At 70.3% G+C, this 16,707-nt stretch carries 13 protein-coding genes; 11 read left to right on the top strand and 2 right to left on the bottom strand.

Going from position 1 to position 16,707, the window contains the following annotated elements; genetic code table 11:
- On the bottom strand, positions 1–252 hold a 252-nt coding region (locus tag IZR01_RS39340; protein WP_194926814.1), incomplete at its 3' end, for a MarR family transcriptional regulator.
- 311 nt (positions 253–563) lie between these two features.
- On the opposite strand from IZR01_RS39340, the gene IZR01_RS39335 reads away from it, so the two are divergent.
- From IZR01_RS39335 to IZR01_RS39300, 8 genes are all read left to right on the top strand, one after another.
- The gene (locus IZR01_RS39335) at positions 564–1,628 is read left to right on the top strand and encodes a substrate-binding domain-containing protein (RefSeq protein WP_194926817.1); all 1,065 of its coding nucleotides are present in this window, start codon (positions 564–566) and stop codon (positions 1,626–1,628) included.
- Between the two features lie 99 nt (positions 1,629–1,727).
- The gene (locus tag IZR01_RS39330) at positions 1,728–3,431 is read left to right on the top strand and encodes a purine-cytosine permease family protein (protein ID WP_194926813.1); all 1,704 of its coding nucleotides are present in this window, start codon (positions 1,728–1,730) and stop codon (positions 3,429–3,431) included.
- A gap of 20 nt (positions 3,432–3,451) precedes the next feature.
- Positions 3,452–3,754, top strand: coding sequence for an urease subunit gamma (locus tag IZR01_RS39325; protein ID WP_194892019.1), 303 nt, complete (start codon positions 3,452–3,454; stop codon positions 3,752–3,754).
- An 8-nt stretch (positions 3,755–3,762) separates the two neighbouring features.
- Complete coding sequence (locus IZR01_RS39320; RefSeq protein WP_323747236.1) at positions 3,763–4,125, top strand: urease subunit beta; 363 nt, start codon at positions 3,763–3,765, stop codon at positions 4,123–4,125.
- Positions 4,118–5,851 (top strand): urease subunit alpha, encoded by a 1,734-nt coding sequence (locus tag IZR01_RS39315; protein WP_194892017.1) that lies wholly within the window; start codon positions 4,118–4,120, stop codon positions 5,849–5,851. Before IZR01_RS39320 ends, IZR01_RS39315 begins: the two co-directional genes overlap by 8 nt.
- Positions 5,852–5,864: 13 nt before the next feature.
- Positions 5,865–6,545, top strand: a complete 681-nt coding sequence (locus IZR01_RS39310) for an urease accessory protein UreF (RefSeq protein ID WP_323747235.1) — start codon at positions 5,865–5,867, stop codon at positions 6,543–6,545.
- Positions 6,546–6,576: 31 nt separating this feature from the next.
- Positions 6,577–7,341: an urease accessory protein UreG gene (ureG, locus tag IZR01_RS39305; protein WP_267254965.1), complete on the top strand. Its 765-nt coding sequence runs from the start codon at positions 6,577–6,579 to the stop codon at positions 7,339–7,341.
- On the top strand, positions 7,338–8,114 hold the full coding sequence (locus IZR01_RS39300) for an urease accessory protein UreD (protein ID WP_194926811.1): 777 nt from the start codon (positions 7,338–7,340) through the stop codon (positions 8,112–8,114). Before ureG ends, IZR01_RS39300 begins: the two co-directional genes overlap by 4 nt.
- Here the strand turns inward: IZR01_RS39300 and IZR01_RS39295 are convergent.
- Positions 8,041–10,731, bottom strand: coding sequence for an MGH1-like glycoside hydrolase domain-containing protein (locus tag IZR01_RS39295; RefSeq protein ID WP_194892015.1), 2,691 nt, complete (start codon positions 10,729–10,731; stop codon positions 8,041–8,043). The two genes, IZR01_RS39300 and IZR01_RS39295, sit on opposite strands and share 74 nt — an antisense overlap.
- Before the next feature lie 181 nt (positions 10,732–10,912).
- Here IZR01_RS39295 and IZR01_RS39290 point away from each other — a divergent pair, with 181 nt between their 5' ends.
- The 3 genes from IZR01_RS39290 (at position 10,913) to IZR01_RS39280 (ending at position 16,420) form a co-directional block, all read left to right on the top strand.
- Positions 10,913–12,220, top strand: coding sequence for a glycosyltransferase family 4 protein (locus tag IZR01_RS39290; protein ID WP_194926810.1), 1,308 nt, complete (start codon positions 10,913–10,915; stop codon positions 12,218–12,220).
- On the top strand, positions 12,217–14,070 hold the full coding sequence (glgB, locus tag IZR01_RS39285; protein ID WP_194892013.1) for a 1,4-alpha-glucan branching protein GlgB: 1,854 nt from the start codon (positions 12,217–12,219) through the stop codon (positions 14,068–14,070). Before IZR01_RS39290 ends, glgB begins: the two co-directional genes overlap by 4 nt.
- 286 nt (positions 14,071–14,356) lie before the next feature.
- A complete protein-coding gene (locus IZR01_RS39280) occupies positions 14,357–16,420 on the top strand; it encodes a S53 family peptidase (RefSeq protein WP_323747234.1) in 2,064 nt (687 codons plus the stop codon).
- The last annotated feature ends 287 nt before the right edge of the window (positions 16,421–16,707 follow it).

Genomic DNA, 16,707 nt, shown 5'->3' with positions numbered 1-16,707 from the left:
GCGGTAGACGAGGTTGTCGGTGACGAGGCGGTCGATGAGCTTGGTCGCGGTGGGGGCGGGGAGCAGGGCGTATTTGGCGACCTCGGTCATGGTGTGGCCTTGGCCGTCGGCGAGGAGGTTGAGGACCCGCCACTGCTCGATCGAGCAGCCTTCGCCCTGGGCCTGCAGGAGGGCCGTTTGGCGGTGTACCGCGCGGTGCTCAGCGAGGCTCAGCAGGTGGACGAGGTCACGCTGTGGTCCGGTGGTGGTCATCTACAGCTCTTCCCTTTTCGGCTCGCTGCGTGCTCTGGCCTGGACGGACGGGGCTGCTGCCAGTCAGGATGGCAGCGCCTGAGGTTCAGCGTCGAGCCGTGGTGCGTCAGTGTCAGCCCTCCGCTCCCGAACCTGTGCCGTTGTCCGCATCCTCGTACCCGTCCCGAGGTGGTCGCGTGTTCGCCGAGACGCCGCAGCCGCAGCCGCGCCCCCAGCCGCAGCCGCGCCCCCAGCCGCAGCCGCGTTCCCAGTCGCACCCGCGCTCGCAGCCGCAGCCACGTCCGCGCCCGCAGCCGGAACCGGCCCGCCCACTGCCGCCCGGCGCGCCCGGCGAGGAGCTGACGGTGGCCCTCGTGATCCCGTTGTCGGGCCCCGCCGGCGTCTTCGGCCCCTCCTGCGAGCTGTCGGCGCGGCTGGCGGTCGGCGAGCTCAACGACGCCGACGGCGTGCTGGGGCGACGGATACGCCTGCTGCCGGTGGACGGCGGCGGGGCGCCGGAGCGGGTGGCCGCCGAGGTGGCGGCACTGGTGGACGCCGGCGCGGTGGACGCGGTCGTGGGCTGGCACATCTCGGCGGTGCGGCGCGCGCTGGCGCCGCGGATCGCCGGTCGGGTCCCCTACATCTATACCGCGCAGTACGAGGGCGGCGAGCGGACGCCCGGTGTCTTCGTGACCGGGGAGACCCCGGCGCGTCAACTGCTTCCGGCGATGCGGCTGTTGGCCCAGTCCCACGGCGTGCGGCGCTGGTTCGTGATCGGCAACGACTACGTGTGGCCGCGCGTGACGGCGCAGGCCGCGTTTCGGTATGCGCGGGCTTGCGGGGGACGCGTTTGCGGTCAGGAGTTCGTCGCGCTCGGCACGCAGGACTACAGCGGTGTGATGCGCGCGATCGAGCGGAGCGCGGCGGACAGTGTCCTGATGCTGCTGATCGGCGCGGACGCGGTGCATTTCAACCGGGCGTACGCGGCGTACGGGTTGCACCAGCGTGCTCTTCGGCTCAGCACGCACATGGACGAGAACATGTTGATGGCCACCGGCGCCGAGGCGACCGAGAACCTCTGGGCCGCCGCGGGCTACTTCGAGACGCTCGCCACCGCGCAGAGTCTGGAGTTCAACGGGCGGTACGCGGCGCGGTTCGGGACGCAGGCTCCGGTGCTCAGCAGCCTGGGAGAGTCCTGTTACGAGGGCGTCCGGCTGCTGGCGGCGCTGACCGAGCGGGCTCGCAGCCTGGACGTTCGCACCCTGCTTCACGCCGGGCGCGGTGCGGCCTACGACGGGCCGCGTGGCACGGTCCGGCTGCACGGCAACCATGTGGAGCAACCCATCTATCTGGCGAGGGCCGACGCCTTCGACTTCGACATCGTCGCGCAACTCTAGACCGGCGCCGGGCCGGAATACGCCGTCGCAGAAACAATTTCTCTGTGAAGTAACATGGTGTAACGCAATCTCAACACCCCAGCGCCAGGCTCAACCGGCATGACCGACACTGACAGTCCGGCCAGAGCCGGGCAGGCCCAGCGCGCCTACCACCGTTGGGCGAAGAACGACACGCTCGAGGACTACTCGCTCCGCTACGCGCCCAAGTCCTTCCGCCGCTGGAGCCCCTACGTCGTCGCCACGACCGCGCTCGGCGGGATCGCCTACCTCGCCGACTTCGCGATCGGCGGCTCGATCGCCATCTCCTACGGTTTCACCAGTGCCGCGGTCGCGATCGGAATCGCCGCGTTCGTCATCTTCGTCACCGGCATCCCGATCGCGTATTACTCGGCGAAGTACTCCGTGGACATGGACCTGTTGACCCGCGGTGCGGGATTCGGCTACCTGGGCTCGACGCTGACCTCGATCATCTACGCCAGCTTCACCTTCATCTTCTTCGCCCTCGAAGGCTCGATCATGGCGCAGGCCTTCCAGCTCGGCCTGCACATACCCCTGGCTGTCAGCTATCTGATCGCCTCGCTCCTGGTCATCCCGCTGGTGATCTACGGCATGACCGCGCTGTCGAAGATGCAGGTGTGGACCCAGCCGATCTGGCTGATCCTGATGGTCGCCCCGTTCATCGCCATCGCGATCAAGGACCCCGGCGAGTTCGCCCACTTCACGCACTTCGGCGGCGACTCGCCGACCGGCGCGGGGTTCAGTTTCCTCAGCGCCGGGGCGGGCGCCGGCGTCGCGCTCTCGCTCATCGCGCAGATCGGCGAGCAGGTCGACTACCTGCGCTTCATGCCGGACAAGACGGAGAAGAACAAGAAGAAATGGTGGGGCGCGGTGCTCTCGGCGGGTCCGGGCTGGGTCGTGCTCGGCGCGCTCAAACAACTCGGCGGCGCGTTCCTCGCGTTCTACGTCACCGAGAAGATCGGCAAGTCCGTCGCCGACGAGCCGATCCAGCAGTACCTGCTCGGCTTGAAGACCTTCGCCGCGCCCGTCGCGCTGGGCCTGGCCACCTTCTTCGTGGTCCTGTCGCAAATCAAGATCAATTCGACGAACGCCTACTCCGGATCGCTGTCCTGGTCCAACTTCTTCTCCAGGGTCCTGCACAAGCACCCCGGCCGCGTCGTGTGGATCTTCCTGAACGTCGGCATCTCGCTGGCGCTGATGGAGGGCGGAGTCTTCGGGTTCCTCAACAACGTCCTCGGCTTCTACTCCAACGTCGCCATCGCCTGGATCGGCGCCGTCACCGCCGATCTGGTGATCAACAAGCCGATGAAGCTCAGTCCGTCCTACATCGAGTTCAAGCGCGCGCACCTGTACAACTTCAACCCGGTCGGCTTCGGCTCGATGCTGATCGCCTCCGCGGTCTCGATCGTCGCGTACTTCAACGCCTTCGGCGCCTACGCCAAGGCCTTCTCCCCGCTGATCGCCATCGGCATCGCCCTGGTCCTCTCGCCGATCCTGGCCTACGCGACGAAGGGCAAGTACTACATCGCCCGCGTCGACGAGCTCGACCAGCCGCTGATCGTGGACGGCCAACTGTCGGCCGTCGAACTCACCTGCTCGGTCTGTACCGACGCCTTCGAGCGGCCCGACATGGCCTCCTGCCCGTTCCACAGCGGCCCGATCTGCTCGCTGTGTTGCAGCCTGGAGGCCGCGTGCCATGACGCGTGCAAGAAGACCGGGTCCGGGCCGATCGACCTGGGCATGCCCGTCACCGCGACCACCGCGACCACCGCGACCACCGCGTAATCGGCGAAAGGCGCGCAATCATGCTGCTATCCCCTCACGAGCAGGAACGCCTGCTCATCCACGTCGCCGCCGGCCTGGCCCGGGAGCGGCGGGCCCGCGGGCTGCGCCTGAACTACCCGGAGGCGATCGCCGTGCTCACCTCGTTCCTGCTCGAACGGGCCCGGGACGGTCGCAGTGTCAGTGAGCTGATGGACGCCGGCCGCCGGGTCCTGACCCGCGAGGACGTGCTGGAGGGAGTGCCGGAAATGATCGACGACGTGCAGATCGAGGCGACCTTCCCCGACGGCACCAAGCTCGTCACCGTGCACCGGCCGATCGGATGAGGGACACCGTGGAACCCACAGGACAGCCCGGGACCGGGCCACAGCCACAGGTCCCCGGTGAGGTCCGGCTCGCCGCCGAGCCGCTCGAACTCAACGCCGGGGCGCGGCGCACGACGCTCACCGTGCTCAACACCGGCGACCGGCCGGTACAGGTCGGCTCGCACTACCACCTGGCCGAGGCCAATCCGGCCCTGGATCTCGACCGCGAAGCCGCCTGGGGCCGGCGCCTGGACATCCCGGCGGGCACCGCGGTGCGCTTCGAGCCGGGCCTGGCCCGCGAGGTCGTGCTGGTACCGATCGCCGGGCGGCGGGTCGTGACCGGACTGCGCGGGATCAGCGGTGCCCGCCGGGAGGGAAAGCTCGATGGCTGAGATCTCCCGCGAGCGTTACGCGGCGTTGTACGGCCCGACCGTGGGCGACAGCGTCCGGCTCGCCGACACGAACCTGTTCATCGAGGTCGAGCAGGATCTCTGTGCGCACGCCGGATACGGCGAGGAGGCGGTGTTCGGCGGCGGGAAGGTGATCCGAGAGTCGATGGGCATGGGCCACGTCACCCGCACCGCACGCGGCGATGTGCCCGGCAGCCCGGACACGGTGATCACCGGTGCCATCGTGCTGGACCACTGGGGCATCGTGAAGGCCGACATCGGTATCCGCGACGGCCGGATCGTCGCGCTCGGCAAGGCCGGGAACCCCGACACGATGAACGGCGTGCACCCGGCGCTGGTGATCGGCCCGTCCACGGAGGTGATCGCCGGAAACGGCAAGATCCTCACCGCCGGCGGCATCGACGGGCACGTGCACTTCATCTGCCCCCAGGCGATCACCGAGGCGCTGGGCTCCGGTATCACGACCCTGATCGGCGGCGGCACCGGACCGGCCGAGGGGAGCAAGGCCACCACCGTCACCCCGGGAGCCTGGCACCTGACGCGGATGTTCCAGGCCCTGGACCCGTGGCCGGTCAACTTCGCGTTGCTCGGCAAGGGGAACACGACCAACGAGGACGCCTTGTGGGAGCAGCTGCGTGCGGGCGCGGCCGGGTTCAAGATCCATGAGGACTGGGGCGCGACGCCCGCCGCGATCGACGTCTGCCTGCGGGTCGCGGACGCCTCCGGAGCGCAGGTGTCCATCCACACCGACACGCTCAACGAGGCCGGGTTCGTGGACAGCACCGTCGCCGCCATCGCCGGGCGCACGATCGAGGCCTACCACGTCGAGGGCGCCGGCGGCGGGCACGCCCCGGACATCATCACCGTGGCCGGCCTGCCGAACTTCCTCCCGGCCTCGACGAATCCGACCCGGCCGCACACCGTCAACACCATCGACGAGCACCTGGACATGCTCATGGTGTGCCACCATCTGTCGCCGGCGATCCCGGAGGACCTGGCGTTCGCCGAGTCGCGCATCCGGCCGACCACGATCGCGGCCGAGGACATCCTGCACGACCTCGGCGCGATCTCGATGATCGGCTCGGACTCCCAGGCCATGGGCCGGATCGGCGAGACCGTCATCCGCACCTGGCAGACCGCGCACGCCATGAAGGCCCGGCGCGGCGCGCTGCCCGGCGACGGCGCGGCCGATAACCACCGGGCCCGCAGGTACGTCGCCAAATACACCATCGGCCCGGCGATCGCGCACGGTATGGACGCCGAGATCGGATCCGTCGAACCGGGAAAGCTCGCCGACCTCGTGCTCTGGGACCCGCGCTTCTTCGCCGTCCGCCCGCAGCTGGTGATCAAGGGCGGCGCGATCGCCTGGGCCGCGATGGGGGACGCCAACGCCTCCATCCCGACGCCGCAGCCCGTGCTGCCCCGGCCGATGTTCGGGGCGTACGGCGACGCGGCGCCCGCGACCAGCCTGGCGTTCGTCGCCCCGGCCGCGATCGGGGACGGGCTCGCCGAGCGGCTCGGTGTGCGGCGCGAGCTGGTCACGCAGAAGGACGTACGGGGACTGACGAAGGCGGACCTGCCGGAGAACACCGCACTGCCGCGCATCGAAGTCGAGCCGGACACCTTCACCGTCCGCATCGACGGCGAGGTCGTGGAGCCCGCGCCGGCCCAGACCTTGCCGCTGACCCAGCGCTACTTCCTGTTCTGAGAGGGCGGCAGCTGTGAGCCTCATCTCGCTACTCATGCTGACCGACAGCCGTCTGCCCGCAGGCACGCACGCGCACTCGGGCGGGCTGGAGGCCGCCGTCGCCGCCGGGCGGGTCGCCGAAGCGGTCGACCTCCATGCATTCCTGCTCGGCCGGCTCACCACCACCGGCCCGACCGGAGCTGCGTTCTCGGCGGCGGCGCTGGAAGCGGCGAGCGGACCAGACGACGCGCTGCTCGCCGAACTCGACGCCGAATACGAGGCGCGCACCCCCTCGCCCGCGCAGCGTCGCGCGTCCCGAAAGCTGGGGCGGCAGCTCCTGCGCGCGGTCCGCGCGGGCTGGCCGGGCCCCGCGCTCGCCGCGGCGTCCGTCGTGCACCCGGACGGCCCGCATCAGCCGATCGCCTTCGGCGCAGCCTGTGCGGCCGCCGGTGTGAGCCCGCACGATTCGGCGCTCGCCTCCGCGCTCGGCGCCGTCACCGGTCCTGCGAACGCCGCGACTCGGCTGCTCGGCATCGACCCCGACACGGTCACCGCCGTGCTCGCCGCCCTCGAACCCCACATCCAGGACACCGCCGACGCCGCGTTGAAGGCGGCGCTCGGCCCGGTCAGCGAGTTTCCGTCGTTCAGCGCACTCCGCTTGGACATCTCGGCGGAACACCACAGCACATGGGAGGTGCGTCTCTTTGCATCGTAAATATCCTGAGGAAGGCACAGCCGGCGTCGGCATGGGATTCGGCACGGGATTCGGCGGGGGTGCCGCGCGTACCGGCGGACCGCTGCGGATCGGCATCGGCGGACCTGTCGGTTCGGGCAAGACCGCGCTCGTCGCGGCTCTGTGCCGCGCACTGCGGGAGCGGTACGCCCTGGCCGTGGTGACCAACGACATCTACACCCGTGAAGACGCCGAGATCCTGCTGCGCCAAAGCGTTCTCGAACCTGAACGGATCTGCGCGGTGGAGACCGGCTGCTGTCCGCACACCGCGATCCGTGACGACATCTCGGCCAACCTCGAAGCCGTCGAAGCCCTTGAGCGGCGGTTCGCGCCGCTGGATCTGGTGCTGGTCGAAAGCGGCGGCGACAACCTCACCGCGACCTTCAGCAAAGGCCTGATCGACCGCCAGATCTTCGTGATCGATGTCGCCGGCGGCGACAAGGTGCCCCGCAAGGGCGGTCCCGGCATCATCTCCTCCGATCTGCTGGTGATCAACAAAACGGACCTCGCGGCGCTGGTTCACGCGGACCTGGAGGTGATGCGCCGTGACGCGAAGCGTCAGCGTACTGACGCGCACGGCACCGAGCGCCCGACGATGTTCACCTCGCTCACCGCCGACCCCCTCGCGTCCACCGTCGCCGCATGGATCACCGAGCTGATCGCTCAGCGCCGCGCCCAGACCGAAACCAAAGCCCAAACCGAAACCGGAGCCCAAACCGAAACCGGAGCCCAAACCGAAACCGGAGCCGACGCCGAAACCGTCTCGACGACGGTATGAAAGCGACAGCACGCCTGGTCGCCGAGGCCCGTCCCGACGGCACGACCCGTCTGACGACCCTGGCCGGCCAGGCGCCCCTGCTGCTGCGCCAGACCATCGGGGACGGCCCGGCCGACACCGCCCAGGTCCACCTCGTGGCCGGCGCGGCCGGACCCGTCGGCGGCGACGAACTGCGCCTGAGCCTGCACCTCGGCCCCGGCGCCCGGGTACGGATCCGGAGCGTCGCCGCCGCCTTGGCCCTGCCCGGCCCGCAGCCCGGCGAATCGACACTCGATATCAGCGTACGTATCGACAGCGGTGCCGCGCTCGACTGGAACGTGCAGCCGCTCATCGCCGCCCGGGGCGCGAGGCACCGCACCACGGTGCGTATCGAAATGGCCGACGACGCCCGCCTGGCGTGGCACGAGCAGACACTGCTGGGCCGGCACGGTGAGGAACCCGGCTCGGCGCTCACCCGGCTGCGGATCCGTCGAGCCGGCCGTCCGCTGCTCGACCACACCCTGGCGGTCGGCCCGCACTATCCCGGGTCGCTCGGCCCCGCGGTCGTCGGAGCCGGCCGGGCCAACTCCACCACGGTCATCGTCGATCCGGCTTGGAACGCCGTGCCGCCCGCCGACCGGCTCCGGCTCCGGCTCGACCCTCGTGACGACGCGCACCGCGCCGTGGCAGTGTTCCCTCTCGACGGGCCCGCCGTCGTCATCAGCGCCCTTGCCGCCGATGCCCTGGAGCTGCGACGTCTGCTTCCCGCTCCGACCGCCGCAGAATCAGATTGATCACCAGCGCCGTCCAGCCGGTCTGGTGCGAGGCGCCGAGTCCGGCCCCGGTGTCGCCGTGGAAGTACTCGTGGAAGGGGATGAGGTCGTGCCAGTCCGGGTTCTTCTGGAACAGCTCGGTCTGGCCGAACACCGGACGGCGGCCGTCGGCGTCGTTCAGGAACAGGGACACCAGGCGGTGGGACAGGTCGTCGGCTATCTCGCCGAGGGTCGCCTCACGGCTCGGGGCACCGTGCGGCGCCGCGAGTGTCGGATAGGGGACGCGCAGCCGGTCGCCGAAGAACCGGTGGTGACGGTCGAGGGCGTCGATGAGCATGTAGTTCACCGGGAACCAGACCGGGCCGCGCCAGTTGGAGTTCCCGCCGAACAACGTCGAGCGCGACTCGGCCGGTTCGTAGCCGACGCTGTAGTCCGCCTCGCCCAGCCGAACGGTGAACGGCGAGGCCAGATGTGCGCGCGACAGCGCGCGCAGGCCGTGGTCGGACAGGAACTCGTTCTCATCGAGCATGCGCTCCAGCAGGCGCGGGAACTGGTCGTGCCGCACCATGGTCAGCAGCCGCAGGTCGCTGGCCGGCATCATGCGGCCGGCCAAGACGTCGGCGTAGTGCGGCTTGTTGGTCCGGTACCAGGCCACCCGCTGCTCCAGTTCCGGAATCGCCGCCAGCGCCGCCGAGGACACCGTGGCGGTGGCGGTCAGCGGGAGCAGGCCCACCACCGAGCGGACCCGCAGCGGTACGGCCTCCTGTCCCGGAACGCGGATGATGTCGTAGTAGAAGCCGTCCTCCTCGTTCCACAGGCCCTGGGTATTGGCCGCCTCGACGATCAGCGCGAAGTGCTCGAAGAACTTGGTGACCATCTCGGCGTAGGCGCTGTCCTCGGTCGCCAGGATCAGGGCCATGTCCATCATCGTGAGCGTGAACAGGGCCATCCACGCCGTGCCGTCGCTCTGCTCCAACTGCCCGCCGGCCGGGACGCCGGCACTGCGGTCGAACGGGCCGATGTTGTCCAGGCCCAGGAATCCGCCCTCGAAGACGTTCTTGCCCTCGGCGTCCAGGCGGTTGATCCACCAAGTGAAGTTCAGCAGGAGCCGGTGGAAGATGCGCTTGAGGAACTCCAGGTCCCGGCCTCCGTCCGCGGCGAACACCTGGAGCGCGGCCCAGGCGTGAACTGGCGGGTTCACGTCGCCGAAGTTCCACTCGTACGCCGGCATCTGGCCGCTGGGGTGCAGGTACCAGTCCCGCAGGAGGAGCTGCAACTGTTGCTTGGCCAAGCCCGGGTCCACCCTGGCCAGGGCGACAGCGTGGAAGGCCAGGTCCCACGCGGCGAACCACGGGTACTCCCAGGTGTCGGGCATGACGATGACGTCGCGCGCCGACATGTGCCACCAGTGCGCGTTGCGCCGCGCGGTCCCGCCGACCGGGGCCGAGTGGGCGGGGTCGTGGTCCAGCCAGCGTGGCACGTTGTAGTGGTAGAACTGCTTGGACCACAGCAGGCTGCCGACGGCCTGCCGCAGCACCATGGCCTCGTCGTCGGAGCAGGATCGCGGGGTCAGCGCCGCGAAGAACTCCTCGGCCTCCTGCTCGCGCTCCTCCATCACCTTGTCGAAGTCGCTGCCCAGGAGCCGGGCGCGGGTATGTTGCGGCACATCCGGGCCGGCCATCCGCAGCCGCAGCCGGATCTCCGCCGACTTCCACGGCGGGACGGTCAGCACGTACCGCAGCGCGGCCTTGGTGCCGACACGCTCGGGGTTGACGGTCTCCGCGCCGTCGACGACGTGGTCGTTGATCCCGTCCTTGGGGTAGTCGCTGTAGCCGCCGTAGCCCCACAGCCGTTCGCTGTTGGTCTCGTTGTCGCAGACCAGCGCCTCCGGGCTGCCCTCGCCCAGCAATGACAGTGGCCTGAGATGCTCGTGTTCGCCGGCCAGCCGCGCGCCGTGGACCGTGATCCGCGGTACGGCCTTGCGTCCCGGCAGCTCCCAGGACCAGGTGTTGCGGAACCACAGTGTCGGCAGCACGTGGAGCGTGGCCTGCTCCGGACCCATGTTCTCTACGCGCACCCGGATGCATATGTCGTGCGGGCCGGCCTTCGCGTAGTCGGCGGTGATCGCCCAGTACCGGTCGTCGTCGAAGATCCCGGTGTCCACGAGCTCGTATTCGGGGTCGGCGCCGCCCCGGTCCCGCGTGGTGTCCAGCAGGTCGTGGTACGGGAATTCCCGCTGCGGGTAGTGGTACCGCCAGCGCATCCAGGAGTGGGTGGGCGTGGAGTCCAGGAACCACCAGTACTCCTTGGCGTCCTCGCCGTGGTTGCCCTCCTGGCCGCCGAGGCCGAACAATCGCTCCTTGAGGATAGGGTCGACGCCGTTCCAGAACGCGAGCGCGAAGCAGAATCGCTGCTGCTCGTCACAGATCCCGCCGAGGCCGTCCTCGTTCCAGCGGTAGGCCCGGGACCGGGCGTGGTCGTGGGGGAAGTAGTCCCAGGCGGTGCCGCCTTCGGAGTAGTCCTCCCGGACGGTGCCCCACGCGCGCTCGGCGACATAGGGGCCCCATTCCCGCCAGGGCACACGGGCGCGGCCCCCGGCGTCGGCGGCGCTCAGGCGGATCCGTTCGGCGTCTTCCATGCGGCCAGTGTGGACCGGCGATGATTTCGGTCTGTTTCCGAAATGCTATGCGCGCGAATCCCGAACACGATGGCCTCACGCACGCAATGTGCGTGCAATCTCCCGCGGCGATGCTGGTCGCACCGCCGAAAACCCGCCTTGAGCGAACGGCATCCGTGATCCCTGACGAGGAGGCGAACCGATGGCCGCGATGACCGCGTTCGGTAAAAGGAAGCTCCTCATGCTCTCTTGGGAGTACCCGCCGGTCATGGTCGGCGGCCTGGGACGGCATGTCCACGCTCTCGCCACCACTTTGGCCCGCGCCGGGCACGACGTGACAGTGGCCACCCGTCACGCCCCCGGCGCGCCCCTGGACGAGGTCGTCGACGGGGTGCGCGTGGTGCGGGCCCCGCAGGACCCGCCCGTCATCCCGCTGGACACCGAGCATCTGCTGGCCTGGGCCGTCGCCTTCAACCACACCCTGACCCGCACCGCGCTGCACGCCGCCCGCGGCGAGGGGTTCGAACTCGTCCACGCTCACGACTGGCTGGTCGCCCACGCCGCCGTCACCGTCAAGGACTACTTGGGCATCCCGCTGGTGGCCACCGTCCACGCCACCGAGGCCGGCCGGCACCAGGGCTGGCTGCCCGGCGACCTGAACCGTGGCATCCACTCCATCGAGTGCTGGCTGGCCCAGGAGGCCGCCCGGGTGCTGGTCTGCTCCCAGTACATGCGCCGAGAGGTCTCGGTGCTGCTCGGCACGCCGGAATCCAAGATCGACGCCATCCCCAACGGGGTCGACATGCCGCGCTGGCGGGCCCAGCCCAAGCAGGTCGGCCTGGCGCGGGCGAAGTACGCCGGCGCCGGCCCGCTGGTGGGCTTCGCCGGCCGGCTGGTCCACGAGAAGGGCGTCCAGCATCTGCTGCACGCGCTGCCCGAGCTGTGCCGCACCCATCCCGGGCTGCGTGCCGTCATCTGCGGCGACGGCCCGGTCCGCGGCGAGCTGGAGGATCTGAGCCGCCGGCTGGGCCTGGAGCACGCGGTCAGCTTCGGCGGCTTCGTCGGCTCCCACTTGTCGGCCACGATGGCCGCCACTGACGCGATGGTCGTGCCGAGCCTGTACGAGCCGTTCGGCATGGTGGCACTGGAGGCGGCGGCGGCCGGCGCCCCGCTGGCCGTGGCGGCGACCGGCGGCCTCGCCGAGATCGTCGAGCCGGGCGTCACCGGCCTGACTTTCCCGGCGCGCGACGAGGGCGCGTTGGCACAGTCGGTGTCCACGCTGCTGGCGGACCGGCCCAGGGCGCGCCGGATGGTGCTCTCGGCCAAGGCGATGGTGCGCCGCCGCTACGGCTGGCCGACCGTGGGCGAGCAGACCGCGGCGGCGTACGCGGCGGCCGTCGACGGGGCGCCGGTGGTACCGGCCGGGCCGGAGGAGCTGTGGCGGTCCCGGCAGCGGCCGATCGCCATACCGGACGGCAACCTGCTCGCGGCGGCGGGGCTGGCGGCGTGACCGCAGGGCCCCGCTACTGGGACCGGTTCGGCGCCCACCCGGAGCCGGGAGGCACACGCTTCGCGGTGTGGGCGCCGAACGCGCAGCGCGTGCAGGTGGCCGGCGACTTCAACGGCTGGGACCCGAACCGCGCCACGGAGCTGAGCCGCGACGACTGGACCGGCTGCTGGCACGGCCACGCGGAGGGCGCCGGGCAGTGGGACCGGTACAAGTACCGCGTGCAGTGCGCCGACGGGGTGTGGCGCTTGAAAGCCGACCCGGTGGCGTTCCACACCGAGACGCCGCCGGCGGGCGCTTCGCGGATCTTCGCATCGTCCCACCTGTGGCAGGACGCTGACTGGCTGAAGGCGCGCGGGAAGGCGGCCGGCGAGCACGCGTCGCTGCCGATGTCGGTCTACGAAGTACACCTGCCGTCGTGGCGGCGTGGGCGCTCCTACCGGGACCTGGCCTCGGAACTGGCGGACTACGTACACCGGCACGGCTTCACGCACGTGGAGTTCCTGCCGGTGATGGAGCATCCCTTCGGCGGATCCTGGGGCTACCAGACGACCGGCTTCTTCGCCCCGACGTCACGGCTGGGGCATCCCGACGACTTGCGGTACCTGGTGGACCAGCTGCACCAGGCGCAGATCGGGGTGCTGTTCGACTGGGTCCCGGCGCACTTCCCCCGGGACTGGTGGGCGCTGGCGCGCTTTGACGGCACCGCACTCTACGAGCACCCCGATCCCCGCCGCGGCGAACACCCCGACTGGGGAAGCCTGATCTTCGACTTCGGACGCCACGAGGTGCGCGAATTCCTCATCGGCTCGGCGCTGTATTGGATCGAGGAGTTCCACGCCGACGGGATCCGGGTGGACGCGGTCTCCTCGATGCTGCACCTGGACTATTCCCGAGGGCCGGGCCAGTGGGAGCCGAACGTACACGGCGGCACGGAGAACCTGGAGGCCACCGCCCTCCTGCGAAGCCTCAACGAGCAGATCCACGCCCGACACCCCGGCGTGCTGACGATCGCCGAGGAGTCGGCGGCGTGGCCGGGCGTGACCCGCCCGGCCGCCGACGGCGGTCTCGGGTTCGACCTGAAGTGGAACATGGGCTGGATGAACGACACGCTGCGCTACGTGGAGCGCGATCCCGTCCACCGCAGCCACCATCACAGTGACCTGACACAGCCCTCGACCTACGCGTTCAGCGAGCACTACCTGCTGCCGCTGTCCCACGACGAGGTCGTCCACGGCAAGGGCTCACTGGCCGGCAAGCAGCCCGGCCGATGGCAGCAACAAGCCGGTGGACTACGCGGGCTGCTGGCGTATCAGTGGGCGTTCCCCGGCAAGAAACTGTTGTTCATGGGCGGCGAGTTCGGACACCGGGCCGAGTGGAGCGCCGACCACGGACTGGACTGGCCCGACGCCGACGAGGCGGAGCACCGCGGCCTGGCCCGGCTGATGACCGACGCCAACGCCCGGTACCGCGAGCACCCGGCACTGTGGACCCGCGACGCCGACCCGCACGCAACCCGCTGGCTGGCCTCGGACGCCGACGCGAACCTGCTGGCATTCGCCAGATTCGGACGTTACGACGACGGCACGGCACTCGTCTGCGTCGCCAACTTCTCCGGCGTGCAGGCGCGAGACTACCGCCTCGGCATGCCCTGGCCCGGACCCTGGCGCGAAGTGCTCAACAGCGACGCGGCCGTGTACGGCGGCTCGGGCGTGGGGAACCTCGGAACGGTGGTCGCCACCGCCGAACCCTGGTCGGGAGAGGCGGCCTCGGCGCGCGTCACAGTCGGCGCCGGGACCGTGGTGTGGCTGGCGGGGCGACATCCGTCACCCGCCGGCGACGGACGGAGCTGATCGCGCGGCGATGCGGCGCCGGCAGCTCCGCCGACTCCGCCGCCTCAACCGACTCCGGTGAGGGCCGCGAACGCGAGTGAGAGGCTGATTGTCCTGCTTGGGATGTAAGCCGTCTTCGCGAAGTTCACCCTCCCCTTATTTGCCATTCCGTGATCTGTGAGCTCTGTCGCAACCCACTGTTCATCGTCAGAATCAGCGACGCAGCGGGATGATCCACCGCTGTGCATACCGTGGGCGCCGCCACTGTTGGCACACGCGGGTGCCGCTTCGACGAAGGAAGCTCACTGTGGCAAACCCCACAAACGCGGCCTCTCGCCTCACGAGACCGCACAAGGGCGGGCGTGTCGCCGCCGTCGTCTCGGTGGCCGGCACGCTGGCGGCCGGCTCGATGTTCCTGATGGGCGCCGGGGCCGCGCACGCCGCCACCTCCGATGTGCTGGCCGGTTCGAAGCCGACGTGGGCCTCGGCCGGCGCCGACCGCGGCTCGGCGCCGGCCGCGGCGCCGCTGGCGGTGCGGGTGTACCTGGCCGGGCGGGATCCGCAGGCTCTGGCCGCTTACGCGCGGTCGGTCGCCGATCCCAAGAGCGCGGCGTACCGGCACTTCCTGACCCCGGAGCAGATCCAGGCGCGGTTCGGCGCCAGTGCCGAGCAGGTCGCGGCGGTCAAGGCGTGGCTGAGCGGGGCCGGGCTGACCGTCACCGGCCAGACTGAGGACTACATAGCCGTGCAGGGCAGCACCGCGGCTGTCGCGGCCGCCCTGAACACCTCGTTCCACGAGTACGCCACGTCCGACGGCACGCTGCGCGCCCCCTCGCGCGACGTCAGCGTCCCGGCCGACGTGCGGTCCGCGATCATCGGCATCATCGGGCTGTCGCAGGACCGGACCGCCGACAAGCCGAACAACTCCGACAGCACCGACGCCAGCGACAAGAAGACCGCTTCGGTGTCCCCCGGCGGCGTCCCCTACTTGGGCACCTTGCCCTGCTCGGACTACCAGGGGCAGAAGGTCGCGACGAACCTGCCGTCGTTGAACGGCCAGTCCGTGCCGTGGGCGGTCTGCGGCTACACCCCGAACCAGGTGCGCGGCGCCTACGGCGTCACCAGCAGCGGTCTGACCGGTAAGGGCGTCACCGTCGCGGTCCTGGACGCCTACGGCCTGCCGAGCATGAAGGCCGACGCCGACGAGTACGCGGTGCGGCACGGCGACAAGCCGTTCCGGGCGGGTCAGTACTCGGAGATCGTCACGCCGGGCCAGTGGACCGACACCACCGCGTGCGGCGGCCCCGACGGCTGGGCCGGCGAGGAGGCGCTGGACGTCGAGTCGGTGCACGGCATGGCGCCGGACGCGAAGGTGCTCTACATCGGCGCGAACTCCTGCTTCGACACGGCCGGCGGAGGTGTCGCGGCCAACGGCGGCCTGCTGGACTCGCTACAGCTGGTCGTCGACCACCACCTGGCGGACATGGTGTCCAACTCGTGGGGCGAGCTCATGCACTTCCTGGACCCGTCGGGCAACCCGGTCGACATGGACCCGTCGCTGATCAACGTCTACGAGCAGACCTTCCAGAAGGGCGCAGCGGAGGGCATCGGCTTCTACTTCTCGGCCGGCGACTGTAGCGACGACAACCCGGCCAGCAGCTGCGGCGCCAGCGGCGGATCCTCCCGGTCGCAGGCCGAGTACCCGACCTCCTCCTCGTGGGTGACCTCGGTCGGCGGGACCAGCATCGCGATCGGTGCGGACCAGCGGATGCAGTTCCAGACCTCGTGGCAGACCTCGAGCTCGTCGCTGGCGACCGGCGGTTCGGCCTGGACGCCCGCGTCGTACCTCTACGGCGGTGGCGGCGGTACCAGCGACGTGTTCGCGCAGCCCTGGTACCAGACCTGGACGGTCCCGGCCTCGCTGTCCAGCACGCTGCTGAACGGCAAGCAGACCTCGCCCGAGCGCGTGGTCCCGGACGTCGCGGCCTACGGCGACCCGAGCACCGGCTTCCTGCAGGGCTACACCCAGCAGCTGCCGGACGGCTCCACCGGCTACGCCGAGTCCCGCATCGGCGGCACCAGCCTGGCGGCCCCGACGTTCGTCGGCATCCAGGCCGACGCGCAGCAGGCCCAGCGCGCGCCGATCGGCTTCGCGAACCCGGAGATCTACCTGCGCGCGACCTTCGGCCTGTTCACCGACGTGACCGACCACCCGCGCACGAACTCGCCGCTGGCGGTGGTGCGCGGCGACGCGACCGACCCGTCGCTGCGGTTGTTCGGCGACGGCGTCGACCTGCACGCGACGAAGGGGTACGACAACGCGACCGGCGTCGGGAGCCCGAACGGCCGGTACCTGGCGTCGTTCGAGTAAGCGCCGAGATCTGCTGACGCTGATCACTGCCGGGGTCCCCGCGGGGGACCCCGGCAGTTCTGTTTGATCAATCAGTCGATTGCGTAGTCGGTTCGGCGTGCGGCGGCTAGTGCGGTGGCCGGGTTGGTTTGCCGGGTTGGTGGTGTGGTCGCCGGCTGGGCGTAGCTTGGGCGTAGGTTGGGTGCGCGGGCCCGGTGGTCGGGTGGGGGTTTTGGTCGCCGGATCCGAGGTGAGTCGGGTATGGCGGCCGCCGGTGGGGTGCGGGGTTGGCTTTCGTGGTTAGAAAA

This window comes from Catenulispora pinisilvae, assembly GCF_015356865.1.
GTDB classification, from domain to species: Bacteria; Actinomycetota; Actinomycetes; order Streptomycetales; family Catenulisporaceae; genus Catenulispora; species Catenulispora pinisilvae.
This window is presented reverse-complemented; position numbering and strand designations above follow the sequence as displayed.

Coding starts and splice junctions, on each gene's coding strand:
- ureG (WP_267254965.1), top strand. CDS start 6,577: ATGGGATTCGGCACGGGATTCGGCGGGGGTGCCGCGCGTACCGGCGGA.
- IZR01_RS39295 (WP_194892015.1), bottom strand. CDS start 10,731: ATGGAAGACGCCGAACGGATCCGCCTGAGCGCCGCCGACGCCGGGGGC.
- IZR01_RS39315 (WP_194892017.1), top strand. CDS start 4,118: ATGGCTGAGATCTCCCGCGAGCGTTACGCGGCGTTGTACGGCCCGACC.
- IZR01_RS39290 (WP_194926810.1), top strand. CDS start 10,913: ATGGCCGCGATGACCGCGTTCGGTAAAAGGAAGCTCCTCATGCTCTCT.
- IZR01_RS39325 (WP_194892019.1), top strand. CDS start 3,452: ATGCTGCTATCCCCTCACGAGCAGGAACGCCTGCTCATCCACGTCGCC.
- IZR01_RS39330 (WP_194926813.1), top strand. CDS start 1,728: ATGACCGACACTGACAGTCCGGCCAGAGCCGGGCAGGCCCAGCGCGCC.
- IZR01_RS39300 (WP_194926811.1), top strand. CDS start 7,338: ATGAAAGCGACAGCACGCCTGGTCGCCGAGGCCCGTCCCGACGGCACG.